General features: G+C 38.1%; 19 protein-coding genes. 11 read left to right on the top strand and 8 right to left on the bottom strand.

Annotated features, from left to right (window positions below):
- Nucleotides 1–340 precede the first annotated feature (340 nt).
- The 3 genes from CRO54_RS16385 to CRO54_RS16375 all read left to right on the top strand — a co-directional run bounded on the left by CRO54_RS16385 (nucleotide 341) and on the right by CRO54_RS16375 (nucleotide 2,247).
- Nucleotides 341–892: a C40 family peptidase gene (locus CRO54_RS16385; RefSeq protein WP_097133173.1), complete on the top strand. Its 552-nt coding sequence runs from the start codon at nucleotides 341–343 to the stop codon at nucleotides 890–892.
- A gap of 76 nt (nucleotides 893–968) precedes the next feature.
- Nucleotides 969–2,069, top strand: a complete 1,101-nt coding sequence (locus tag CRO54_RS16380) for a CapA family protein (RefSeq protein ID WP_097133769.1) — start codon at nucleotides 969–971, stop codon at nucleotides 2,067–2,069.
- Nucleotides 2,059–2,247: a hypothetical protein gene (locus tag CRO54_RS16375; RefSeq protein WP_097133172.1), complete on the top strand. Its 189-nt coding sequence runs from the start codon at nucleotides 2,059–2,061 to the stop codon at nucleotides 2,245–2,247. The genes CRO54_RS16380 and CRO54_RS16375 overlap by 11 nt, the downstream gene beginning before the upstream one ends.
- Before the next feature lies 1 nt (nucleotide 2,248).
- Here CRO54_RS16375 and CRO54_RS16370 read toward each other — a convergent pair whose 3' ends face one another.
- Nucleotides 2,249–2,434, bottom strand: a complete 186-nt coding sequence (locus CRO54_RS16370; protein ID WP_097133171.1) for a hypothetical protein — start codon at nucleotides 2,432–2,434, stop codon at nucleotides 2,249–2,251.
- A 168-nt stretch (nucleotides 2,435–2,602) separates the two neighbouring features.
- Between CRO54_RS16370 and CRO54_RS16365 the strand changes: the two genes are divergently transcribed.
- On the top strand, nucleotides 2,603–3,544 hold the full coding sequence (locus CRO54_RS16365) for an SPFH domain-containing protein (protein WP_097133170.1): 942 nt from the start codon (nucleotides 2,603–2,605) through the stop codon (nucleotides 3,542–3,544).
- A gap of 90 nt (nucleotides 3,545–3,634) precedes the next feature.
- Here the strand turns inward: CRO54_RS16365 and CRO54_RS16360 are convergent, their stop codons facing one another.
- Nucleotides 3,635–4,135 (bottom strand): DUF1579 family protein, encoded by a 501-nt coding sequence (locus CRO54_RS16360; protein ID WP_097133169.1) that lies wholly within the window; start codon nucleotides 4,133–4,135, stop codon nucleotides 3,635–3,637.
- 153 nt (nucleotides 4,136–4,288) lie between these two features.
- On the opposite strand from CRO54_RS16360, the gene CRO54_RS16355 reads away from it, so the two are divergent.
- A complete protein-coding gene (locus CRO54_RS16355; protein ID WP_097133168.1) occupies nucleotides 4,289–4,855 on the top strand; it encodes a thiamine pyrophosphokinase in 567 nt (188 codons plus the stop codon).
- Nucleotides 4,856–4,993: 138 nt separating this feature from the next.
- Nucleotides 4,994–5,488 (top strand): GNAT family N-acetyltransferase, encoded by a 495-nt coding sequence (locus CRO54_RS16350; RefSeq protein ID WP_097133167.1) that lies wholly within the window; start codon nucleotides 4,994–4,996, stop codon nucleotides 5,486–5,488.
- A 126-nt stretch (nucleotides 5,489–5,614) separates the two neighbouring features.
- Here the strand turns inward: CRO54_RS16350 and CRO54_RS16345 are convergent, their stop codons facing one another.
- Both CRO54_RS16345 and CRO54_RS16340 read right to left on the bottom strand, forming a co-directional pair.
- Nucleotides 5,615–6,925, bottom strand: a complete 1,311-nt coding sequence (locus tag CRO54_RS16345; RefSeq protein WP_097133166.1) for a M20/M25/M40 family metallo-hydrolase — start codon at nucleotides 6,923–6,925, stop codon at nucleotides 5,615–5,617.
- A 137-nt stretch (nucleotides 6,926–7,062) separates the two neighbouring features.
- Complete coding sequence (locus CRO54_RS16340) at nucleotides 7,063–9,048, bottom strand: M61 family metallopeptidase (protein ID WP_240775169.1); 1,986 nt, start codon at nucleotides 9,046–9,048, stop codon at nucleotides 7,063–7,065.
- A 268-nt stretch (nucleotides 9,049–9,316) separates the two neighbouring features.
- Here CRO54_RS16340 and CRO54_RS16335 point away from each other — a divergent pair, with 268 nt between their 5' ends.
- On the top strand, nucleotides 9,317–11,050 hold the full coding sequence (locus tag CRO54_RS16335; RefSeq protein ID WP_097133165.1) for a GMC oxidoreductase: 1,734 nt from the start codon (nucleotides 9,317–9,319) through the stop codon (nucleotides 11,048–11,050).
- 3 nt (nucleotides 11,051–11,053) lie between these two features.
- Nucleotides 11,054–11,713: a gluconate 2-dehydrogenase subunit 3 family protein gene (locus CRO54_RS16330; RefSeq protein WP_097133164.1), complete on the top strand. Its 660-nt coding sequence runs from the start codon at nucleotides 11,054–11,056 to the stop codon at nucleotides 11,711–11,713.
- A 170-nt stretch (nucleotides 11,714–11,883) separates the two neighbouring features.
- Here the strand turns inward: CRO54_RS16330 and trpC are convergent, their stop codons facing one another.
- The 4 genes from trpC to CRO54_RS16310 all read right to left on the bottom strand — a co-directional run bounded on the left by trpC (nucleotide 11,884) and on the right by CRO54_RS16310 (nucleotide 15,640).
- Nucleotides 11,884–12,666: an indole-3-glycerol phosphate synthase TrpC gene (gene trpC / locus CRO54_RS16325; protein ID WP_097133163.1), complete on the bottom strand. Its 783-nt coding sequence runs from the start codon at nucleotides 12,664–12,666 to the stop codon at nucleotides 11,884–11,886.
- Nucleotides 12,667–12,762: 96 nt separating this feature from the next.
- Nucleotides 12,763–13,365, bottom strand: coding sequence for an anthranilate synthase component II (locus CRO54_RS16320; protein WP_097133162.1), 603 nt, complete (start codon nucleotides 13,363–13,365; stop codon nucleotides 12,763–12,765).
- 74 nt (nucleotides 13,366–13,439) lie between these two features.
- The gene (locus CRO54_RS16315) at nucleotides 13,440–14,843 is read right to left on the bottom strand and encodes an anthranilate synthase component I family protein (RefSeq protein ID WP_097133161.1); all 1,404 of its coding nucleotides are present in this window, start codon (nucleotides 14,841–14,843) and stop codon (nucleotides 13,440–13,442) included.
- 347 nt (nucleotides 14,844–15,190) lie between these two features.
- Nucleotides 15,191–15,640, bottom strand: coding sequence for a cytochrome B (locus tag CRO54_RS16310; RefSeq protein WP_097133160.1), 450 nt, complete (start codon nucleotides 15,638–15,640; stop codon nucleotides 15,191–15,193).
- 412 nt (nucleotides 15,641–16,052) lie between these two features.
- Between CRO54_RS16310 and CRO54_RS16305 the strand changes: the two genes are divergently transcribed.
- The 3 genes from CRO54_RS16305 (at nucleotide 16,053) to CRO54_RS16295 (ending at nucleotide 23,764) form a co-directional block, all read left to right on the top strand.
- Nucleotides 16,053–19,226: a TonB-dependent receptor gene (locus CRO54_RS16305; protein ID WP_244904295.1), complete on the top strand. Its 3,174-nt coding sequence runs from the start codon at nucleotides 16,053–16,055 to the stop codon at nucleotides 19,224–19,226.
- A 205-nt stretch (nucleotides 19,227–19,431) separates the two neighbouring features.
- Nucleotides 19,432–22,461 (top strand): amidohydrolase family protein, encoded by a 3,030-nt coding sequence (locus tag CRO54_RS16300; RefSeq protein ID WP_097133158.1) that lies wholly within the window; start codon nucleotides 19,432–19,434, stop codon nucleotides 22,459–22,461.
- Nucleotides 22,454–23,764, top strand: a complete 1,311-nt coding sequence (locus CRO54_RS16295) for an amidohydrolase family protein (protein WP_097133157.1) — start codon at nucleotides 22,454–22,456, stop codon at nucleotides 23,762–23,764. The genes CRO54_RS16300 and CRO54_RS16295 overlap by 8 nt, the downstream gene beginning before the upstream one ends.
- Nucleotides 23,765–23,781 lie beyond the last annotated feature (17 nt).

Here is a 23,781-nt window from a genome sequence, read left to right as displayed (position 1 = left end):
TTTTATACCAGTTTTTAAAATGGTAAATTTTACGCTATTCGTTTTGCGATTATTGGCTAAAACTCAAAGGCTTTCAAAACAGAAATTTAATTTGGTGTACTTAGGGTTTAGCCTAATTTTTAATTTTTAAAAAGAATGGTAGATTGATTTATCAAAAAAACTTAGAAAAATGTGTGCTTACCATCTAATGAAGGATGGAAATGTTAATAACTCCTATTTTTTAACATTTTAAGTTTGGATAAAACAATGTTAAGTTTTATTTTTGCTGCCGTAACAATAAGCCCTTGTTGGTTTACGTTAAGTGTAAGTGTTGTTTTTTACCCAAACTTAATAGTATCACATGATTAAAAAGTTTTTGTTTTCTACCTTAATCGTTCTCGCATCTTTTTCGGCAACGTTTGCCCAAACTAAAACCAAAGAAGCTGCTAAAGTAGAAGATCCAGACAATTTAGCTTCGCAATATTTCTCGCAAGTAATGGGTGTTGCTGTAGATGCAACTTCAAACCTAAAGTTATATAAGTTTATTTACGAATGGATTGGAACTCCTTATCGTTTTGGTGGCAACACTAAAAAAGGTATTGATTGTTCTGCTTTTACTAAAGCCATTTACGATAAAGTTTTCAATACAAATATCTTACGTAACTCACGTGATATTTTTAGCATGGTAAATCCATTGTCTAAAGATGAATTAAAAGAAGGCGATTTAGTTTTCTTCAAAATTAAAAGCCGCAGTATTTCTCACATAGGTGTTTATTTAGGCGAAAATCGCTTTGCTCATGCATCGAGTACTAGAGGCGTGGTAATTAGCAATTTAAACGAACCTTATTACAGTCGTTATTTTTATAAAGGTGGTAGAATTTTAGAGCCGGGTGACGGAGCGGTTGTTGAATAATTTTGATAAAAGATTAAGGAACACAGAATAAAGATATAGTCCTTCCCATTTTGGGGAGGATTTTTTTTGGAATATGATGAAGAAAATTTTTGGATTACTTGCTGGGATTGGCATCACCTATTTGATGTTGAGCTGTCAGAATAAGCCAGTTGAAACCAAGCAAGAAGTAAAAACAGATACTGTTAAGATAAGAAAGTTAAAAGATACCATTAGCATTGTTGCCGTGGGCGATATCATGTTGGGCTCTGCTTTTCCTAGTAAATTAAATTTGCCACCAGATGATGCTGTAAATAGTTTCAAAGAGGTAGATACTTTTCTCAAAGGCGATGTAGTGTTTGGTAACCTAGAAGGATGTTTCTTGAACACTGGCAACTCATCCAAATGTAATGGTATTAACCCTAATAGTTGTTATGCTTTTAGAATGCCCGATCGTTATGCTGGTATTTTCAAAACCGCAGGCTTCAATGTGTTGAGTGTAGCTAATAATCATGTTGGTGATTTTAACACACGAGGAAGAAAAAACACAGCGAAGATTTTAGATTCTTTGCAAATCAGCTACGCTGGGCAGTTAGATAAACCATTTGATTTCTTTACCATCGACAGTGTGAAATATGCTTTCGCGGCTTTTGCTCCCAACGAAAATACGGTAGATATCAGAAAAATTGATAGCGCTAAATTATTGATAGCAAAGCTAAAAGAGCAGGCTGATATCGTTATCGTGTCTTTTCATGGCGGTGGCGAAGGTGCAAAATTTGAACACGTTACCCGTAAAACGGAAATCTTTTATAGGGAAAATCGTGGCAATGTTTACGCTTTTGCGCATGCTGTAATAGATGCAGGAGCAGACGTGGTTTTAGGTCACGGACCTCATGTAACTAGAGCAGTAGAGGTCTACAAAAATAAATTTATTGCCTATAGCTTAGGTAATTTCTGTACCTATGGTATGTTTAGTTTGAAAGGTCCAAATGGAATCGCTCCATTGTTGCAACTAAAATTAAATTCCAAAGGAGATTTCCTTTACGCTGATGTGGTTTCTGTGAAACAGGACAAAATTAATCGATTAACAGTAGATGAAACTCATGCAGCGTTTAACAAAATAAAATCATTAACCGATGTCGATTTCAAAGGTCATGGGTTAAAATTTGATAACAATAGAATATCGTTAAATGAAGAATAAACTAACGCTACATTATGTAATTGGAATTGCCGCTTTTGCAATTGTTATGTATGCTTTGTATTTGCTTTATCTAAATCCTGAGCGTACCAGATCTTTAATTGTAACTATTGTTGGATGTTCTTTGGTAGCAGTTGGCCAAATACTAATTATCAGACAAAAGAAATCGAAGAACAAATAGATTAAGCTTCGTCTTTGGTGTTTTTGATTAGCCCAATTCCAGATACAAAAAAGATTAGACCAATAATGCCTACAACAATAAGCTCTTTAGTGCCTAGCGTATGTTTCAGGAATCCCCAGCCGCAGTAAATTAATCCGAAAATACCGAGTACTGTTAGGGTGGTGCCAAAAATTCTTTTTACGTTCATGTTATTAGCTTAAACACATCTAGTAACAGTACTTCACCTTTTTTGTTTTGATCTATTGTTTGGGGTATTTAATATGGGTATTTTCAAGATAACTTTTGACAAGAATAGTTGTGCCTTTACTTCTTACTAGTTATTTTTTAGTATCATTGGGTATCAAACCCCCACAGTATGGATTATTTCGGCTACGGCGTACTTGTATTTGCGCTAATTATTCTCTTCAGTTCTTTTGTAACCGTTAAACAAGGTACAATTGCAGTCATCACTATTTTTGGTAAATACCAAAGGTTGTTGCGTCCAGGTTTAAGCTTAAAAATTCCTTTGATCGAGGTAATACATTCTAGAATTTCTATCCAGAATCGTTCGGTTGAACTTTCTTTCCAAGCAGTAACGCAAGACCAAGCGAATGTATATTTCAAGGCGATGTTGCTTTATTCGGTGTTAAACCACGACGAGGAAACGATTAAAAATGTAGCTTTTAAATTCGTGGATGCTAACAATTTGATGCAAGCATTAATTCGTACTATCGAAGGTTCAATCCGTGCTTATGTAGCCACGCAGAAACAAGCTAATGTATTAGCTCAACGTAATGAAATTGTAGAACACGTAAAACATCAGATTGATCAGGTTTTAGAAAGCTGGGGCTATCATTTGCAAGATTTGCAGTTGAATGATATCACTTTCGATGAGGAAATTATGCGTTCAATGAGTAGAGTTGTGGCTTCTAACAATTTAAAAGCTGCTGCAGAAAACGAAGGTCAAGCATTATTAATTACCAAAACTAAAGGCGCAGAAGCTGATGGTAACGCAATAAAAATTGCTGCCACAGCAGAACGTGAAGCCGCTCAATTACGAGGACAAGGTATTGCTTTATTTAGGGAAGAGGTAGCGAAAGGTATGACCAATGCTGCTCACGAAATGCAACAAGCTAATTTAGATACTTCAGTAATTCTATTCACGATGTGGACAGAAGCGATCAAACAATTTGCAGAATATAGCGAAGGCAACGTGATTTTCTTAGATGGTAGCACCGAAGGAATGAACAATACAATGAAGCAAATGATGGCAATGCAACAGAGCAGAGCGAATCAAATTGCAGCGGATAAAAAATAGATTTACCACCTTAGATATCTAAGAACACTTTAGATATTTGGCTTAAACATTTTTCTTAAATGAACTAAGGTGTCTAAGGTGTTTCAAATACTACAAGTCAATCCTCAAGTTAATCGTCTCTACCGCTTTGGCTTCTTCTCCAGTTGGCGATATATTGTAGGCACGTAAGATAAACTGGTCGGAGTTGATGATCTCTAGCTCTGTACGCCAACCCCAAGGTTCGGGCATTTCGCTGTTGCTATACTGTCCGGTAACCGAAAAACCATTGCTAGTTTCACTACCTTCAGAAAACATAATTCCGGTACCCATGTGAAAACTGTCGATCCAGCTGCAAACACATTTGTTATTGCCCAAGTCAAAACCCCAAACCATTAAGCCTTCATGGGTTTTTCCGTTAATGGTGCCTCGGTATTCGTATCGTATAAATCTTTTGTTTAGCAAGCCAATAATTTTACTGGTAGTTGCCGATTCATCTGCCAGTACATCTTTCTCAAACCAAGTACGGGTGCTACCATCCCAGTTGCCTACTAAACTTAACAGTCTCAAGTGCGGACCACCTTCTTTTGAAATTTCGAATTTACTTTTGCTCATATTCTAAGATAGGATTTATGTTGTAAAGTTTTAATGTTGGAAGGTTGAAATGTTTTACTTAATTGTTCAAACCGTTTAATCGGTTAACTGAAAACTGTAAATTGCCAACTTAAAACTATAAAATTTAAACTGAAAAACTTTTAACTTCACCAAATGTCATCACATCATATTGTAAAAGAAAAGCAAGAACCTGCTTTATATATCCATGAGTTTGCAAATTTTGACGAAGAACATCTTGGTCAGCTTTTGGAGTGGAGCCCAACCGTAATTGTTGCGGCCAGTGAATACGAGAAAGTAGTTTCTTTAGGTCTTAAGGTAGATGTTATAATTGGCAATCTAGAAGCAGGTGCAGCGCTACAAGAAAATATTAGAATTATTCCCCAACAAAAAAAGGGAATTGAGGATGCGATGGAATTTTTGGTAAAAGAGAAATATCCTGCGGTAAACGTGATTAGCAAAATGAACAGCTTTGATGATTTAACCTGCTATTTGCCAGATTTAAACCTGGTGCTGTTTACCGAAAGAACTAAGCATTACGCCATTAAAGATGGCTTTAGTGTCTGGAAACCAGCTGGCACTATCTTTTTGATTGATATCATTGCTTATTTTGAAGCAGATAATTTAATGCAGCAAGAAACCTCAGAGTTCGTAGTAGTAGAAGATGGTATGGTGAACTTCAGGTTCAAAGCACCATACTTGTTTCTTGGAGAGTTGTTGTAGTTTTTAGATATTAGTAGTTAGTATTTAGATAGCTGGGAGAGAATAAATAGACGAGTGCTTTTCAAAACTTTTTACTTTTGCCTTTATACTTTTAACTTAAACTGATACCTGTCCACTAACTCCTGACCCCTAGAAAAAATGATTTACCTAAGAAAAGCGAAAGAAGAAGATTTACCTATCATTAGAACAATAGCCGAACAAACTTGGCCGACTGCCTATGACGATATTATTTCTCAGGAACAAATTGCTTTCATGTTGGAAAAGATGTACAATAAAGGCGAATTGCTGGGGCAGATGCTTCAGGGTCACCATTTTATCATTGCATCTGAATTAGAAAAAGAGGTGGGTTTTGCCGGTTTTTCTGTGATAGATTCCGATACCCATACATTTAAACTGCATAAGCTTTATGTGTTGCCCAAAATGCACGGTAAAGGCGTAGGTAAAATCTTAATGAATGAAGTAGTAAGCCAAGTGAAAGCTCAGGGTGGAAAGTTTCTACAACTCAATGTAAATAGAGCCAATAAGGCCAAAGATTTCTATGAAAAAGCTGACTTTAAAATAAAAGAAACCGTTGACCTTGATATTGGTAACGGTTTCTATATGAATGATTACGTGATGGAAAAGGAGTTGTAAATCTTATCCTTCTTCGATTTAACGTCATCCCAAATTTATTTTGGATCTTAATGCGATAGATAAAGGATTTCTGTATAACTCGCATTACGATTCTCGTCTTCACGGGGATGACGACTGTGCAAAAGTTTATTTCAACTTCGGGATTCTACTAGGCGTATCAGCTCCGCTTAAAATACTTACTGCACTTTTTGCAATTGCTTTAATGGTTGATAAAATGTTATCTACATCCAAAGAGCTATACTCGTCTTTCACTGTATGATATAATTTGTCGCTATCAATTTGGTCAGTACTGATGGTGTGTGCAGGTACGCCCAAGGCAGCCAAGGTAGCGTTGTCACTTCTGTAGAAAAGTTGTTGCTCTTTGTATGGATCTGGATGGAAAGTAAATTCAGTTCCTTCTAGGTTTTTCTGCAAGATCTTGCCTAAGTCAGATTTATCGTAGCCGGTGATGAAAGCAGTGTTTTTGCCAAACTTACTGTCTTTTCCAATCATCTCTATGTTGAACATGGCAACTACTTCATCTGGATTTAGTTTCTCTGAAAAGTACTTAGACCCTAGCATTCCCATTTCTTCGCCCGTGAAAGCTACGAAGATTAGGGTACGCTCATTTTTGTTCAGTTTTTTATAGTATTTAGCTAAGGCAATTACTGCAGAAGTTCCAGAAGCATCATCATCTGCTCCGTTCATAATGCTATCACCTTCCACAGGTTTTACAATGCCCATGTGGTCATAGTGTCCAGAGAAAACAACTAACTCTTTTGCTCTAGATTTACCAGGGATGATACCGGCAACGTTAAACAAGGGCATTTTAGCCACAGTGTTTTTAAGTTCTACACTGAAAGTGCTTGCTACATTTTCCTTATCCAGTACAAACACTATCGCTGGACTTTTAGGGTTTTGTAATTCAGCTTCATCTAAAATAGCTTCTCTGCCAATCATGCCCTTAATACGTTTAAAAGCATCAACAAACTTCACATCAACTAAAACTAATTGTCTTTTTCCACTGCGTGCTAAAGTTCTAAATTGGCTCATGAAATCCTTGCTTTCATCTAATTTAATCCAGCCATCGCCATTGCTTTGGTCGAAAGAAACATTTTCAGCTCTGCTGCCATAAATCAATATATTTTCGTCAGCGATAACCTGTCCATCAACAGTCACTTTAGTACTCACTGGCTTCAACTTATACTTGTAGAAAGTCTGACGATAGCCTGCCTGTCCTTCAAGAGGTTTCAAGCCAATAGAAGCAAATTCTTTTTCAATAAAAGTGGCTGCTTTATCAATACCAGGTGTAAAGGTACCACGACCTTCCATTTCATCAGAACTTAAAGTTTTAATCAAATGGTCTACATAGTCTTTAGTGATAATCTTGTCAATGTTTTGTGCGCTTGCCGTTAGTGAGGCAACCGCTAATCCCATTGCGAATATTGTTTTTTTCATTTTTATAGTTTTAGATATTAGTAGCGAGATTTGAGTGCCGAGTATCAAGAGCAACCCTCCTCATCATCTTGCTGTTTTTTTATTTTTGAATTTTCAGTTTTAACTTGACTAATTCCCGTTCCCTAATCCCTGACCACTTATTTCACCGCACTTTCCAGCCATTTACCCCTAAAAGCTTTCATTTCTGCTGTTAAAGTTCCACCAGTATTTTCAATAGGTAATACTTCTAAAGATGGGTTTTCTGTAAAGGTAAGCTTTGTAGTTCTTTCTACTCCTTTTCGACTGTAAACCACTTCAATTGTTTCACCTAGTTGGTGTTTTTCTGTAACCGTTTCAAAATCTTTGGCAGTTTTAATGTCAATTCCATCAGCTTTTAAAAGTACATCATCAATATCTAAACCTGCAATGTAAGCTGGAGAGCCAACCAATGTAGCAGGAATGACAACCTTACCGTCAGCTCCTTCTAAACGACCGATGCCACTATACGCTTTGCCGGCATTTTCTTTGCGTAAAACCAATCCTGCTTTCAACAACAAAGATGCATAATCTTCCTTTTTAGTTGCATACACATAGTTGTTAAAAAACTGTTTTGCAAAGTTTGGGTTTTTAGTAAGGTTAGCCAAGGTTTTTTCTAAATCAGGGATAGTGTAAGCAATTTCTGGTTTTCCGTAAGCTTTCCAAAGCGCTTTCATGTAATCATCTAGAGTAAGGTTGAAATCAGCTCTTAAACGTAAATCTAGTGCCAAACCCACTGCTGCGCCATAAGTGTAATAAGAAGTAAAGATGTTTCTCTGATTGGTTTGGTCTACAGCTACGCCAGCATCTGCAAAAACAGCATATCTGCTGGCCTGTACTGGCGAGAAACTTTTTGCTCCAGGCGAGTTGCTCACCGAGTTTACCAAGCCGCCAAAAACTCTAGTGATATTTTCTAAAGTTCTAAAGCCTGCTCTCTTCAATGTTAAGTTGCCGTAGTATTGCGTAAAACCTTCTGCAATCCAAAGTTCATCGCTAATATTAGATTGTGTAAAGTTAAAAGGCTCTAAGGTTTTGGGACGTAGGCGTTCTACATTCCAAGCGTGGAAAAATTCATGTGAAAAAGTTCCCAGCAAATTGCTTTCGTTTCCGCCTATTTTTGGGGTGCGCTGTACAATTACCGTAGAATTTCTGTGCTCCATGCCATCGCCAGCATAACTGGGATGCACACAATGTAAAAAGTAGTAATTTCCGTAGTCGAAATTAGGTAGCTCGCCGAAAACTGCCTTTTGCTCAGCAACCACTTTTTTTAGCATATTGGCATAGTTAAAGATGGTCATTTCATCATCTTCTGAATGGGCCATTAAATGAATGGTTTGGGTTTTTCCATCGGTATTTTTTACTTCCCAACTTGCCGCTTTGTAATTAGATACCTCTATTGGACTATCCATAAAATATTGGAAATCTCTTGCAAAATAAACGCCGTTTCCTAGTGGTTTCAACTGAGTGGCAACTTTCCAGTCTGTTTTACCAGTATAGTTAAATTTTACCGTTCTTGGTCTTTTATCCATCCCGACTGGGAAAGCAAAAACCGCAGGCGTATTCATGTGGGCATGCGTTTCGTCAAAGCCAGAGTAAGTGCCGTCAATCCAGTTTCCGAAAATGGTGTACGTAATCTTGATTTTACCACTGGCCTTCGCAATTTCATAAACATCGCCAGCTGGCTGTTTTAAAGCTAGAGATTTTCCATTTGCGTCAAATGCTTTAAGGTTATAAATGTTCTTACCAAACTCGTGGGTAGCATATCTTCCTGGCGAAGAACGAGCAAATCTTACCTTCAATGGTGCATTTGTTGGTATATTTGGAATGGTCATGCTTACTTCCGCCTCGTGATGCACCGCATTTGGGAAACTTACTTCATAGCTGATTTCTTGCTGCGCTTTTGCCGCCGTGCTGGCGCCAATGATTAGAGCAGCGAGTATATAATTCTTCATTGCTTGTAATTTAATAGTTGAAGTTAATACTTCGCTAATAAATATTCTGATTTGTGAGTATTTTATTACGATTTTTATAATTTGAAGCCATTTACTTGCTAATATCTTCGTCATTCCTGCTTTCCACTTCAATCTTTTGCTGATACTGCTTTCCATAGTTTCATGCTGAGTTTATCATGCATCTATTACAAAACAATCCTTCGACAAGCTCAGGATGACACTTGCAAAAGTATTTTAGCTGCAATCGGCTAACTGGCAAAATGAATTTTAAACTTTGCGTTCTTTGCGAGAACTTCAAAAATCTTTGCGGTAGTAAATATTTAACGCAAAGACATAAGCCCGCTATGCTATTTGATTCATCAACATTTGACCAAACCACAAAAATCTATTAACTTCAAATTACCTAACTAATTTATAAGCCTAGATGCAAATCAAGAAACAAAGCAAACATTACGATGCGGTAATTGTAGGTTCGGGTGCTGGTGGAGGTATGGCAGCCTATACACTTGCCAAAGCTGGTTTAAAAGTATGCCTTTTAGAAGCCGGAGCCATGTACGACCCACAAAAGAACATTACACAATTAAAGAATCCTTGGGAGTCTCCACGTAGAGGTGCAAGTACAAAATTTCGTCCTTTTGGAGATTTTGATGCCTGTTACTATGGTTGGGACATAGAAGGCGAACCTTACACCAAAGCACCAGATACCGAATGGGATTGGTGGCGTGCTCGTATGTTAGGTGGAAGAACCAACCACTGGGGACGTATTTCTTTACGTTTCGGGCCTAAAGATTTTAAAAGAAAAGACGTAGATGGTTTAGGCGAAAATTGGCCGATTAGCTATGATGATATTAAACCTTTTTACGATAGAGTGGATAAATTGATTGGCATCTTTGGTACTAATGAAGGCTTAGAAGACCATCCAGATGGATTTTTCATGCCGCCTCCAAAACCTCGTTTACATGAACTTTTTATTCAAAAAGGAGCAGCAGTTTCTGGGGTAAAGGTAATTCCGTCAAGGTTATCTATCCTTACCCAAAAATTAAATGATGATAGAGGTGTTTGCTTTTTCTGCGGTCAGTGTAATAGAAATTGCAGTATGGCAAAAGCAGATTTTTCTTCTACCAATGTACTCATTTACCCCGCTATAGAAACTGGAAATGTTGATGTTATTCCTAATGCGATGGCAAGGGAAGTATTGACCGATGCAGAAGGTTTGGCAACTGGTGTTTCGTACATCAATAAAGATGATATGATGGAATATCAAGTTACCGGTCGTACCGTAATTTTAGCGGCGAGTGCTTGTGAATCATCTCGTTTGTTATTAAACTCAAAATCAAAGCGTCATCCAAATGGATTAGCTAACAGCAGCGATGTAGTTGGCCGCTATTTACATGATTCTACTGGAGCAGCCTTAGGTGGTGTACTGCCTCAATTATTTGACAGGAAACGCTATAACGAAGATGGCGTTGGCGGCATGCACATCTACTCGCCTTGGTGGTTAGATAATAAAAAACTGGATTTCCCTCGAGGTTACCATATTGAGTATTGGGGCGGAATGAGCCAACCAGCTTATGGTTTTGGTGGCGGTATCGAAGGAATGAACGGAAAGTTTGCAGTTCGTGGCCAGCAGAAGGAAGCGGGTGGCTACGGTAAATCCTTAAAAGAAGATTATCGTTATTTCTATGGTGCAAGTGTAGGTATGGCAGGTCGTGGGGAAGCTATCGCGATGTATGATAACCGTTGTGAAATTGACCCGAGCGTAGTGGATAAATTCGGTATTCCGGTGTTGAAGTTCAATGTGAAATGGAGCGACCATGAAATTTTGCAAGCCAAGCACATGAAAGAAACTTTCGACGAAATGATGCACAACATGGGCGCTATTGTAACTTGGGGTGGCGATTATAACAAAGGGAATAACTACGGACTGGAACCTCCAGGTAAGATTATTCATGAAGCGGGTACCGCTCGGATGGGTAGCGACCCCAAAACATCTGTCTTAAATAAATATAACCAAGCTCACGATTGTAAGAATTTGTTTGTGGTAGATGGCGCTGCCTTTACCTCACAAGCGGATAAAAACATCACATGGACTATTTTAGCATTATCGATGCGAGCTAGTGAATACATTATTTCGGAAATGAAAAAACAAAACTTATAAGCCATGAACAGAAGAGAAACGTTAAAAATGTTGGGCGTTGGTGCCATTTCTGCTACTGCCTTGGTAAATAGCAGCAAGGCAGAATTACCTATTCAGAAGGAACAAGAGGAACCCGTTTTTAATTATGATAGGGCAAAAGAGGAGTTAGAAAGAGAAAAGCAGCTGATTGCGCAAGGTAAGTTTTTTACAAAGGAAGAAATGGCTACAATCACCATTCTGTCGGATATTATTATACCTAAAGATGAAGTGAGCGGAAGTGCTTCTGATGCAAAAGTACCTGATTTTATTGATTTCATTGTCCGCGATATGCCACAGCACCAAATACCGATGCGAGGTGGTTTGCGTTGGGTTGATATGCAATGCCTAAAGCGTTTTGGCAAACCGTTTAGAGAATGTAATGAAACACAGCAAATTGAGTTAGTGGATTTAATTGCCTATCCTAAAAAAGCACCAAAGGAGCTAAGTCAGGGTGTTTCTTTTTTTAGCAGGTTGAGGAATTTGGTAGCTTCTGGGTTCTATACCTCAGAAATTGGCGTCGCTGATATTGGTTATGCTGGTAACAGTCCAAATCAGTGGAACGGTGTACCTGATGATGTGTTGAAGCAGTATAACTTAGCTTACACTAAAAAGCAGTTGAAAGAGTGTGTAAAGTTTGATCGTTAGGAATTAAGGGGGCAGGTATCAGTAGTCAGGTATGAGGGACTGGGCTATTCTTGCCGTCATTTCGACTGGAGCATAGCGGAACGGAGAAATCTTTGGAGTGAACTAATCGCTATTCAAAGATTTCTCGACTTCACTTTGTTTCGCTCGAAATGACGGTTGTATTATCGGTGTTACAACTCCCCAACAAATTCCTTCATCGCTAAACCTGGGTTTTCAGTTTTCATAAAATTTTCGCCAATCAGGAAGCCTTGAAAACCTACTTCCTTCAAATCTTTAATCGTTTGTGGGTTACTGATTGCACTTTCCGAAATCTTTAAAAACTCATTTGGAATTCTATCCACCAAATCAAATGAAGTTTGAATGTTCACCGTAAAATCTCCCAAGTTTCTATTGTTTACGCCAATAGCATCCAAGTGCGGACAAATGCTTCTTTCCAATTCTACCAAGTCATGAACTTCTAACAGTACATTTAAGCCTAAGCTTTGCGCCAATTTACCATAATCTACAATTTGCTGCGGTGTCAAAATGGCTGCAATCAGTAAAATAATATCAGCTCCCCAAGCTTTAGCTTCAAAGATTTGATATTCATCAATCATAAAATCTTTCCTTAAAATAGGGATCTCATTTACGCTGCGGGCTTGCAATAAATCCTCTTTTTTGCCACCAAAAAAATCAGTGTCAGTCAATACGGAAAGTGCCGAAGCGCCAGCCAAATTATAGGCTTGCGTAATTGCTTTTACATCGGCTTCGCCATTAATTACACCTTTAGATGGCGACTGTTTTTTGAACTCGGCAATGATGCCAGTTCTATCATCGGATAAAAGAAAATCCTTAAAACGATAAGGAGTTCTGCCGAAAGTAGGATGGCTTTCTAAGTCTTTTACACTTACTTGTTGTTTAGCAATTGCAACTTCTTCTTTTTTTCGTAGAACGATTTTGTCTAGTATGTTCATATATACATGGTCGTCATTGCGAGGAAGAATGACGAAGCAATCTATTTAACAGATTTACTGGGTAGCTGCTTTGCGTTCCTCGTAATGATAATAAAGTTAAAGAGTTAACCAGTTTTTCATCATTTGTTTTCCTTCCGGTGTTAGCACACTTTCTGGATGGAACTGCACGCCACAAACATCCAACTCCTTATGTCTTACCGACATGATCTGTCCGTCTGTATCTATCGAAGTTACCTCCAAAACATCAGGTAGATTTGCCGGGTCTACTACCCAACTGTGGTAACGGCCTACTTCAAAAGGTGCTGTAATGCCTCTGAAAAGTAATTCATCCTCAATGGTTTTGGTTACTGGTGTAGCGATGCCGTGCATTGGTCTGCCTAAATTTAATAAGCTGCCGCCAAAGGCTTCTGCAATGGCCTGCTGTCCTAAACAAACACCCAAGATGCTTTTTGTTGATGCATAGGCTTTAATCACATCCAATAATAAGCCAGCTTCTTCTGGTATACCTGGTCCAGGAGAAAGCAAGATCTTATCATATTTCACTACATCGGCCAGTTCAAATTTATCGTTTCTCCAAACCTCAGTTTCATAGCCTAACTCGTTAATTAGATGCACTAAATTGTAGGTAAAACTATCGTAGTTGTCTATTACTAAAACCACTTCTTTATCCCCATTAGGAGAAATATTTTCGTTACTCATATTTTTAATTTTACCACAAAGGCACTCAGAACACCAAGTTTTTCTTTGTGTAATTTGTGTCTTTGTGGTTATTTCTATATCTCAACTGCCATTTCAATCGCCTTACGCAATGCAGCAATTTTGTTATTCACTTCATTTAATTCTGTTTCGGCAACAGAATCTGCTACAATACCAGCACCAGCTCTATAATGCAGTTTGTTATTCTTGCTCATGAAAGTTCTAATCATGATGGCATGGTTAAAATCATCGTTAAAGCCCATATAGCCAATTGCACCCGCGTAAAAATTACGGCCTAGGTTTTCATTTTCATCAATTAACTGCATGGCCCTATATTTTGGTGCACCGCTCAATGTTCCAGCCGGATAAGTATCTGCGACTACCTTGAAAGAACTGCCCTTATCTTGCAATTGCCCGCTTACTTTAGAAACCAAATGGATTAAATGCGAATAGTACTGCACTTCTTTAAATGACTTCACTTCTACTTGGTTACAATGGCGACTTAAATCGTTCCTCGCTAAATCAACCAGCATCACATGTTCGGCACTTTCTTTGGGGTCGTTTTCTAAAGCTTTGGCAATTTTTGCATCTTCTTCATCGTTACCGCTACGTTTAAATGTACCTGCAATTGGAAAGATATTAGCAGTTTCGTTTTTAATGGTAATCTGTGCTTCGGGCGAAGAACCGAAAAGTTTAAAACTACCGTAATCGAAATAAAATAAATAAGGTGACGGGTTAATGGAGCGTAAGCACCGATAAACGTTGAACTCGTCTCCTAAAAACCCCTGCGTAAAGGCTCTTGAGGGTACAATCTGGAAAACATCACCACGGTAAATGTGCTTCTTTAACTTCTCCACCAAGTCAATAAAATCTTGATTGGTTAAGTTTGAACTTTCTTCGCCATTGGTGCTAAAACCATATTCTGGGAAGTTTTTGTTCTGTATAATGTATTCCATTTTACTCAAATCATCACCGTCATCATCGTTGAAAGTATTTTTAAACAGCGTGATTTCATTTTTGAAGTGGTCGATAGCAATAATGTACCTATAAATATGGTACTGCATTTCTGGAATTTTATCTTCTTCGGGCGTAGCCGATGAAAATTGGATATCTTCAAAGTATTGAATCGTGTTCCAAGTAAAGTAACCAAATAAACCGCTAGAAATGTGCTTCGAATCTGGAGAAGAAACGCGTTCAAACTTTCCTTTGAAAGCAGTAATTTCTTCGGATAGGTTGAAATCAGTTTTTACCAAAGTTTTTCCATCGGGGTAATTGATGCTTAGTTCTCCGTTTTTAAGGATAATTCCTGCTACAGGTTCTGCACAAACGTAACTGGTTGCATTTTCACGACTGTGGTAATCCGAACTCTCAAGTAGTATAGTGTTGGTGAAAACATCTCTTAAGCGCAAATAAATGCTAACAGGTGTGGTGGTGTCTGCTAATCTTTTTTTGCTGTAGGTATTTATTTTATAGGTACTCATTTCTATGTTTTATTGTCATTACGAGGAACTGTTTATCCCGAATATTCGAGAGGGTATCTTTTTAGTATTCGTTTTAGAGCGCTTCATCCCTCGCAATTACGAAGCTATCCAAAACAAAAAACCCGACGTGTGGTTCCGTCGGGTTTAAATGTGGTTTAAGTTTAGGTTTAAATTGATAAACTATATTTTGCACAAGCCATTGACGAAACTTTCTTTCGAGTTACTACGCCATTGCCAAGTGTTCATTTTGTTAATCATTGTAAAGCAAATTTATAGAAAATGTTAAATAATCAAAATTTTTTAGAAAATTTTCTCTGCTAAACCTAAAATTATTATCAAATAGTTAATTAAGAAATGCCAAACAATGTTCTTGATGGGTCGTTTTTCACCATCATAAAGATGGAACCGATAATTAATATTAACGCAATGCCGAAGAAAATAGCTATTGCTTTGTGTTTAGCTACAGCATCTTTAATCTTTTTAGATTTCGAATTTCCAACAGTAATTAATACAACAGCTACAATCATAATAGCAATGTGTTCCATTTTCCAATAGCGGAACAATGGCTCGCTAGTAGGTCCTTTAGTCATTGGACTTAAGAAATATAACACTAAGCCAATCAGTAATTGGATGTGTGCACTAATTAAAGTGAACACGTTTAGTTTTCTGTTGCCTTCAGTGTATCCTTTTTTACCTAACCATCCGGCTAATGCTTGGATAATTGCAACCACTAATAAAATTAGAACAATGTAGCGCCAACCTGAGTGCGCACTCTTTAGTATTCCGTATAAGTTCATGTCTTGTTTTTTTAATTTTCAAAAATATGAAATTAATTGTGCGATTGTATCAGGCGAAAATTTATGAGGTTATTTATAATCGTTTTAAGTTATAATGGAAGTTAATTACGTTATGTTTCATTTGTCTTAATTGATAGTTAAATTTTTGTAATACTGAAGTTTTTCTCTCGAATTAGCTTTAAAAGTGTTTTTTAGGCTTTTAAGGATGTTTTTTCAATTAAATAGATGTTTTTTTAAGCGAATTAATGTTTTCTTTTTGTTGTATTTGTTTACATAAACTTAAACTTTTGCTTTTAATTTCATAAATAGTTAATTTTTGTAAGTATTTGAGTTAATCTACTCCAAGCAATTTTGCATGTAAACAATTAAAGGAATTTACATGCAACGAGCTTTATTTAAATTATCAATGCTGATGCTTTTGCTCTTGGGTTTTGCTAACGCTAATGCCCAAACTACGCAAGCGTCTATTTCAGGCAAGGTAACCGACGAAGAGAAAAAACCTATTCCGGGTGCGTCAGTTCAGATCCGAAACGAATCAACAGGTTTTACCAGTAAGATTGGTACCAATAATCAGGGCGATTACACTTTTAAAGAATTGCCTTTAGGTGGCCCATACACAGTAAAAGTGAACTTTTTAGGTTTTGGTGAGCAAACGCTTTCTGGTTATATGCTAAACCAAGGCGATGCAGTAAGAGCAAACGTAAATATGCAGACAGCTGCACAAACCTTACAAGCGGTGCAAATTAACGGTAACGGTTTAAGAAATAAATCAGAGCAGTTTGGAGCTTCCACCGAGATTTCTTCTAAAACCATGAACCAATTGCCGATTAACGGACGTAACTTCTCAAGCTTAACAGATCTTTCTCCATTAGCAGGAAATGGTGGGATTTCTGGTCAATTAGGTTCTTCTACCAACTTCACTATTGATGGTATGACCGCAAAAAACCCAACTTCGGCAGGTAGTACAACCAGCAGAAGTGGTGCACCGTATTCTATCTCAATTGAATCGGTAAGGGAATTTAAAGTAGTAACCAACCAATACGATGTTACTTTAGGTCGTGCAGGTGGCGGTACCGTTAGTGCAGTAACTAAATCTGGTACTAACGAAATTTCAGGTAGTGCTTTTGGTTACGGTCGTGCAGATTGGTTAGCTAGCCCTAATGATATCAGAGGTAACAAGAGAACAAATGATTTCTCTACTTACCAATATGGTTTTACTTTAGGCGGTCCGATCATCAAAGATAAATTACACTATTTTGTGGGATGGGATCATCAAAAAGATGCTCGTCCGTTAATTATTGCTGATGTGCAAACAGACGCTGATGCAGCAAGGTACAATATTACTAATGCTACCTTAAATCAGTTTTTAAGTGTAGCAAGAGCGAAATATGGCGTAGCTAACACACCGCAGTTCGGTACTTTCGATAAAAAACGTGGCACAGATGCTGGTTTTATTCGTTTAGATTGGCAAATCAATGATAAACATTTGTTAACCGTAAGGGATAACTACACGAATGATAGAAATCCATTAGGTTTAGGTGATAATACTGCTATCAACTTTTTAGAAAGTTATGGTAATGATAAAAACGTAGATAATAGCTTATTGGCTACACTTCGTTCTACCATTAGCAGTAAAGTGACTAACGAATTGAAAGTGCAACATTTATACACTTTCCAAGAGAGTGCGCAAGGTAACCAATTACCTGGTGCTATCCCTAGAGCTATCGTAAGAAATATAACATCTAATGGATTAACAGGGTCTACAGCGATTCAAATTGGAGGTCATCGTTTTGCGCAGGAAGGTTTTACAAATAATGTAATTCAGTTGGTAGATAATTTCTATTACAATACTGATAAAGTAAAATATACTTTCGGATTAGATTTGATGTACACCAATGCACTATCTTTATATGGTAGTGAGGTAAATGGTCGTTTTGAGTATCAGACCAACAGTGTCGGAACGTCGATGCAAAATTTCGATAACTTGAGACCATCATTGTATTACCGTGAGGTGCCTTTAATGGATGATCCTAGCGTAAGGGCAGGTATTTGGAATACGGCGATTTATGGACAGATGCAAACTAAATTGGCCAAAGGTTTAGAGTTTACAGGAGGTTTGCGTATCGATTATAGTAAATATCCAAAATCTCCACTTAACCAAGAGTTATATAATGCGATTGGGGTAAGAACGGATCATGAATTGAAGCAGTTTTTGGTGCAGCCTCGTATCCAGTTTAACTGGGATGTGAATGAAAAACATACGGATTACTTACGTTTCGGAGCGGGTATCTTTGGTTCTGACGTAAATAACTACGTTACCATCAATAACCTTTCTTTTGATGGTAAGCATTTTGCTACTGTAGATGTTACTGGAGCAAATGTACCAATGCCTGATTTTATTGGTTATAGAAATGGTACAGCGCTAGCTCCTACGTTACCAGGATCTCAGGTGCCAATGATCAATACCTATGCGGAGGATGCTAAAATGCCAGTGGTGTATAAAGCCAACCTATCTTATAATAAGTTGATCAATGATAATTTGCGTGTTGGAATTACCGGTTATGCCACTTTTGCACGTAACAACTATATGTATGTGGATAGGAATATGATTGCTACTCCAGGTCTTACCTTACCTGACGAGGGTGGTAGAGGTGTATTTGTACCTTCGATTCCTGAAGATGGTATTCCTGACTGGAAAACAGGTCGTTTGAGTAATCAGTTTGGTCGTGTATTAGAGTTGAACAGCAAAGGTAAGGTAAACCAGTTTGCGGTAGTGGTTGATGGAAATTGGAGATATTTTAGAGATGGTGAGATTTCGGCAAGTTATACTTGGAACGACGCAAAAGACAACACTTCTTTCAACGGTAACGTGGCGAACTCAGCAACATTATCATTACCTGTGGTTGATGATCCACGTGATTTGAGTAGAATGAGCTATTCAAATGGTCAGTTCAGGCATAAGGTAGTAGTTTATGGTACTTTGCCTACACTTTGGGGTGTTAAAGTAGGGGTACGTTATTCTGGTATCGGAGGTACGCGTTACAGCTTGCTTTCGGGAGTGAATAGCAATGGCGATTTTGTTGCAGGTACTAATGACTTAGCTTACATCTTCGACAGAAATAATCCTAATGTGCCAGCTAATGTTCGCACTGGCCTACAGACTTTGCTTGACAATCCTTTGGCTGACCAAAGTTTAAAAGATTATATCTTGAAATACGAAGGAAGAATGGCTGAACGTAATGGTGGAATCAACAGGTTCTTTGGAACGGTAGATGTAAGGTTGGCTTATCAATTCAAATTTGGTAAAGCTAGAAAGCAAAGCGTAGAGATTTCGGGTGATATTTTCAACTTTGCCAACTTACTGAATAAGAAATGGGGTGTAACAGAAACCTTCGGAAGTCAATCACTATATGCTTTAAATGGTAAGCCAGCGGTAAGGGATAATGCCGGTAATGTAACTACGCCTGCTATTCCAAGTTTCTACCAAAACACCAGATCATTTAATTATCGTGTAAATAACTCTGGAGTACTTAATCCTTCAGGCAATCCTTGGCAAGCACAAATTGGTTTGCGTTACGGTTTCTAATCGGCGATAAACAATTTATTTTATAAAGCCACACCTTTCAGTGTGGCTTTTTTAGTGAAAACAGTAGCATAATTGCTGCTAATTTTCTCTATGGTTGTTATAACAGTAAACCCGAAGTGTTTTTCCACGTAAAAAATATGTTAAGTATTTAAAAGCATTAGAATTATAAATAGCTTTAAGCCATTAATTCTAAACTTTAACTAACATGAAGAAAATTTTACTAGCGTTAGCGTTGGTATTTTCTACTGTATTTGCATTTGCACAGCAAACCTATCCTGTAAATGGTTCTTATGATGTGCGGTCGGGGCAATATGCCTTTACCAATGCAACTATTGTGGTAAACGCTAACCAAACTATTAGCAATGGCGTATTGCTAATTAAAAACCAAGTCATCCAATCTGTGGGTACTGGTACTGCAATTCCAAAAGGATATGTAGTCATTGATTTAAAAGGAAAATACATCTATCCTTCATTGGTTGATGCTTTTACCAGCTATGGCATTACCGTAGAAGCCGCCGCTCAACGTGGTTTCGGCGGTCAACGTCAATCTATTTTCACTTCGCAAAAGAAAGGTGCTTACAACTGGAACGCAGCTATCAGACCAGAGATGGAAGTGAAGACTATCTTTTCTATCGACACCAAAAAAGCTGATGATTTACGCAAAGCTGGTTTCGGTAGTGTAAACGTGATCAATCGCGATGGTATTGCTCGTGGCACTTCGGCTGCAGTTACCTTAAACGACGAGTTTGAGCACAAAGTGATGTTGAAAGACCAAACTGCGGCGAACTATTCGTTCAGCAAAGGAAGTTCAACTAACGATTATCCAACTTCATTAATGGGTTCTATTGCATTATTGCGCCAAACTTATTTAGATGCAGCTTGGTATAAAAACCAAAAAGAAGAATACAACATCTCGTTGGATGAATTTAATAAACAACAAAACTTACCTCAAATTTTTGAAGCTGATGGTTGGCAGAACATCCTTCGTGCTGATAAAATTGGTAAAGAATTTGGTAAGCAATATATCATTAAGGCTGGTGGCGATGAGTACCAGCGTATAGATGCGGTGAAAGCAACAGGAGCCAGTTTAATTGTTCCAATTGCTTATCCAAAAGCTTATGATGTAGAAGACCCAGCAGAAGCTAGAAATGTAACTTTAGCGCAAATGAAAGCTTGGGAAATGGCGTCTTCAAACCCAGGTATTTTAGAGAAAGCGGGAATTAACTTCGCTTTAACTGCTTTTGGTTTAGATAACACTCGTGAGTTTTGGGCAAATATCCGCACCGCGATAGAAAGTGGCTTAACAGAGAAACAAGCTTTACTTTCTGTAACCGAAGTGCCTGCTAAACTTTTAGGCATTAGCGATAAAGTAGGTTCTATCGAGAAAGGTAAATTGGCTAACTTCCTAATTACTTCAGATAACTTATTCAAAAGCACCAATATCATCCACGAAAACTGGGTACAAGGTAAACGCTACATCGTTAACAAAATGGATGTAAGCGACTTGAAAGGTATTTACAATTTGAACGTTGATGGTGTTGGAGCATTAACTTTGAAAATCACTGGACCAGCTGCTGCTTCGATTGAAAGAACTGGTGCCGATAGTGTGAAAACCATGGCAACTTTAGGCCGTAATGGCGATTGGGTTACTTTGAGCTTCAACTTGAAGAAAAATCCAAAAGGTGATGTTCGTTTAACAGGTTATATATCTGCTGAATCACCTATTGCAATGAAAGGCGAATCTGCTTTAAGCGATGGAACTGAAGGCAAATGGACAGCAACTTTTAAAGAAGCTGGAAAAGAAGCTCCTAAAAAAGAAGAGCCAAAACCGGCTATTGCGGCAAATGCACCTTTAGTCTATCCTTTCCAATCTTTTGGTAACGAAGTATTGCCAAAGGCAGAAAATGTATTGTTAAAAAACGCTACGGTTTGGACTAACGAAAAAGACGGCATCTTGCAAAATGCTGACGTACTTTTAGAAGGCGGAAAAATCAAAGCCGTAGGTAAAAACTTAGCTGCAGGTTCGGCAAAAGTAATTGATGCAACGGGCAAGCACGTAACACCAGGTGTAATTGATGAGCACTCGCACATTGCGGGTACTGGCGGTATTAACGAAGGTGCACAATCAGTTTCTTCCGAAGTTCGCATTGGCGATATCATCAACTCTGAAGACGTCAATATTTATCGTCAGTTGGCGGGTGGCGTAACTACTTCACAAATTCTACACGGATCGGCAAATCCAATCGGTGGCCAGTCTCAATTGATTAAATTACGTTGGGGTAAATTGCCAGAAGAATTGAAGTTTGCTGGTGCAGATCCGTTTATCAAGTTCGCTTTAGGAGAGAATGTGAAACAAAGTAACTTCGGTTCTGGTCAGCGTTTCCCAGTAACTCGTATGGGTGTAGAGCAAACTTTTGTGGATGCTTTTACTCGTGCTAAAGATTACGAAACTGCTTTAAAAGTAAAAGGCAACAATGTACGTAGAGATTTAGAATTAGATGCTTTGGTAGAAATTCTGAACAATAAACGTTTCATTACTTGTCACTCTTACGTACAGTCTGAAATCAATATGTTAATTCATGTGGCTGATAGCTTAGGATTCAAAATCAACACCTTTACACACATTTTAGAAGGTTATAAAGTGGCTGATAAAATGAAAGCTCATGGCATTGCAGCCTCTACTTTCTCAGATTGGTGGGCATATAAATTCGAGGTGGCAGAAGCGATTCCTTACAATGGGAAAATCATGCACAACGTAGGTATCACTACTGCATTTAACTCAGATGATGCTGAAATGGCTCGTCGTTTAAATCAGGAAGCTGGTAAAGCGGTATTGTACGGTGGCGTTTCTGAAGAAGATGCTTTCAAATTTGTATCGTTAAATCCTGCTAAAATGCTTCACATCGACAATAAAGTAGGCAGTTTAAAAGTAGGTAAAGATGCAGACGTAGTAGTTTGGTCTGATAACCCGCTTTCAATTTATGCAAAAGCAGAAAAGACTTTCGTCGATGGTGTTTTATACTGGGATATTGAAAAGGATGCTCAAAAATTGAAACAACAACAAGCAGAAAGAGCTAGATTAGTTCAAAAAATGTTAGACAGTAAAAACAAGGGAGGTAGAACTCAGCGTCCAATGGGCACCACTCCAACATTATACAATTGCGAAACGGCAAGCGATTTCTCTAATGGCTTCGAAGCAATTCAAACAGAAGAAGGAGGACACCACCATGAATAAGAAAATTTTAACCTTGTTTTTAGCACTTGCAGCAAGTGCGTCAGCTTTTGGTCAAGCGAATATTTCTCCTGCCAAGGCTCAAGCAAAGAAAGTGATTTTGCTTGGCGGAGTAGTACATACAGGCAATGGACAAGTCATCAATAATGGCTACGTAGTATTCGAAAAAGGAAAAATTACAGGTGTTGGAGATGCTACTACAGTAAAGTTCGCTACTAACGATGGCGAAATGATTAACGTAAATGGTAAGCACGTTTATCCAGGGTTTATCGCTCCGGTAAATACCTTAGGTTTGGTTGAGTATGAGTCAATTAAAGCAACTTTAGACTTTCAGGAGATTGGGAACTTAAATCCGCATATCAGGTCTTTAGTGGCTTACAATACTGATTCTAAAGTGCCAGCTACGTTACGTAGTAATGGTGTTTTGATGGCTCAAATTAGACCGAGTGGTGGTGCTATTTCTGGTAGTTCGTCTATTGTTCAGTTAGATGCTTGGAACTGGGAAGATGCAGCCGTTAAAACGGATGATGGTATGCATGTGACTTGGCCGGCAGCTCCTCGTTTTAGAGGTGGTTTTGCTGGCTTTAGACCAGGCTTCTCTGCCGAAGCAATGGCAGAGCGTACACAAGCTGCAATTCTAGAATTGAACAGTTTCTTCGCAGAAGCAAAAGCTTATAACGAAGGCGCCAAGCCTGCTGAAACCAATACACGTATGGCAGCAATGGCAAAATTGTTTAAAGGCGAACAAAAGTTGTATATCGCGGCTAATACACAGAAGGAAATAGTGGCTGCGGTAAGTTTTGCGAAGAAATTCGGTATTACGCCAATAATTATTGGAGGTGGCGAGGCTTATTTAATTACCGATTTTTTAAAGCAGAACAATGTTCCTGTAATTGTCAATCAACCACACTCATTGCCTAGCAATATAGATGATGACGTGAACATGCCGTACAAAAATGCAGCTATCTTGTATAATGCAGGTGTGACGGTTGCGGTGAGTATCAATGATTTTTGGCAGCAACGTAACTTGCCTTTCATGGCGGGTACGGTAGCAACCTGGGGTCTGGATAAAGAAAAAGCTTTGCAAACCATCACCCTTAATACGGCTAAAATTCTAGGTATCGATAAAACTACAGGAAGTTTAGAAGTTGGTAAAGACGCTACCCTATTCATTTCTACTGGTGATGCTTTAGATATGAAAACCAATAAAATCGAGAAAGCTTTTATTCAAGGTAGAGACATCAATTTGGATAACTTGCACAAGCAATTGGATAAGAAGTTTAGTGATAAGTATACGATTAAGTAATTGTTATACGTTGGCGT

The organism is Pedobacter xixiisoli (assembly GCF_900215335.1).
GTDB lineage: Bacteria > Bacteroidota > Bacteroidia > Sphingobacteriales > Sphingobacteriaceae > Pedobacter > Pedobacter xixiisoli.
Note: the sequence above shows the minus strand (reverse complement) of the source record. Positions and strands in the feature narration are given on the sequence as shown.

What these genes read in the sequence shown, in the direction of transcription:
- CRO54_RS16385 (WP_097133173.1), top strand. Translation starts at nt 341, where the DNA reads ATGATTAAAAAGTTTTTGTTTTCTACCTTAATCGTTCTCGCATCTTTT.
- CRO54_RS16380 (WP_097133769.1), top strand. Translation starts at nt 969, where the DNA reads ATGAAGAAAATTTTTGGATTACTTGCTGGGATTGGCATCACCTATTTG.
- CRO54_RS16375 (WP_097133172.1), top strand. Translation starts at nt 2,059, where the DNA reads ATGAAGAATAAACTAACGCTACATTATGTAATTGGAATTGCCGCTTTT.
- CRO54_RS16370 (WP_097133171.1), bottom strand. Translation starts at nt 2,434, where the DNA reads ATGAACGTAAAAAGAATTTTTGGCACCACCCTAACAGTACTCGGTATT.
- CRO54_RS16365 (WP_097133170.1), top strand. Translation starts at nt 2,603, where the DNA reads ATGGATTATTTCGGCTACGGCGTACTTGTATTTGCGCTAATTATTCTC.
- CRO54_RS16360 (WP_097133169.1), bottom strand. Translation starts at nt 4,135, where the DNA reads ATGAGCAAAAGTAAATTCGAAATTTCAAAAGAAGGTGGTCCGCACTTG.
- CRO54_RS16355 (WP_097133168.1), top strand. Translation starts at nt 4,289, where the DNA reads ATGTCATCACATCATATTGTAAAAGAAAAGCAAGAACCTGCTTTATAT.
- CRO54_RS16350 (WP_097133167.1), top strand. Translation starts at nt 4,994, where the DNA reads ATGATTTACCTAAGAAAAGCGAAAGAAGAAGATTTACCTATCATTAGA.
- CRO54_RS16345 (WP_097133166.1), bottom strand. Translation starts at nt 6,925, where the DNA reads ATGAAAAAAACAATATTCGCAATGGGATTAGCGGTTGCCTCACTAACG.
- CRO54_RS16340 (WP_240775169.1), bottom strand. Translation starts at nt 9,048, where the DNA reads ATGGAAAGCAGTATCAGCAAAAGATTGAAGTGGAAAGCAGGAATGACG.
- CRO54_RS16335 (WP_097133165.1), top strand. Translation starts at nt 9,317, where the DNA reads ATGCAAATCAAGAAACAAAGCAAACATTACGATGCGGTAATTGTAGGT.
- CRO54_RS16330 (WP_097133164.1), top strand. Translation starts at nt 11,054, where the DNA reads ATGAACAGAAGAGAAACGTTAAAAATGTTGGGCGTTGGTGCCATTTCT.
- trpC (WP_097133163.1), bottom strand. Translation starts at nt 12,666, where the DNA reads ATGAACATACTAGACAAAATCGTTCTACGAAAAAAAGAAGAAGTTGCA.
- CRO54_RS16320 (WP_097133162.1), bottom strand. Translation starts at nt 13,365, where the DNA reads ATGAGTAACGAAAATATTTCTCCTAATGGGGATAAAGAAGTGGTTTTA.
- CRO54_RS16315 (WP_097133161.1), bottom strand. Translation starts at nt 14,843, where the DNA reads ATGAGTACCTATAAAATAAATACCTACAGCAAAAAAAGATTAGCAGAC.
- CRO54_RS16310 (WP_097133160.1), bottom strand. Translation starts at nt 15,640, where the DNA reads ATGAACTTATACGGAATACTAAAGAGTGCGCACTCAGGTTGGCGCTAC.
- CRO54_RS16305 (WP_244904295.1), top strand. Translation starts at nt 16,053, where the DNA reads ATGCTTTTGCTCTTGGGTTTTGCTAACGCTAATGCCCAAACTACGCAA.
- CRO54_RS16300 (WP_097133158.1), top strand. Translation starts at nt 19,432, where the DNA reads ATGAAGAAAATTTTACTAGCGTTAGCGTTGGTATTTTCTACTGTATTT.
- CRO54_RS16295 (WP_097133157.1), top strand. Translation starts at nt 22,454, where the DNA reads ATGAATAAGAAAATTTTAACCTTGTTTTTAGCACTTGCAGCAAGTGCG.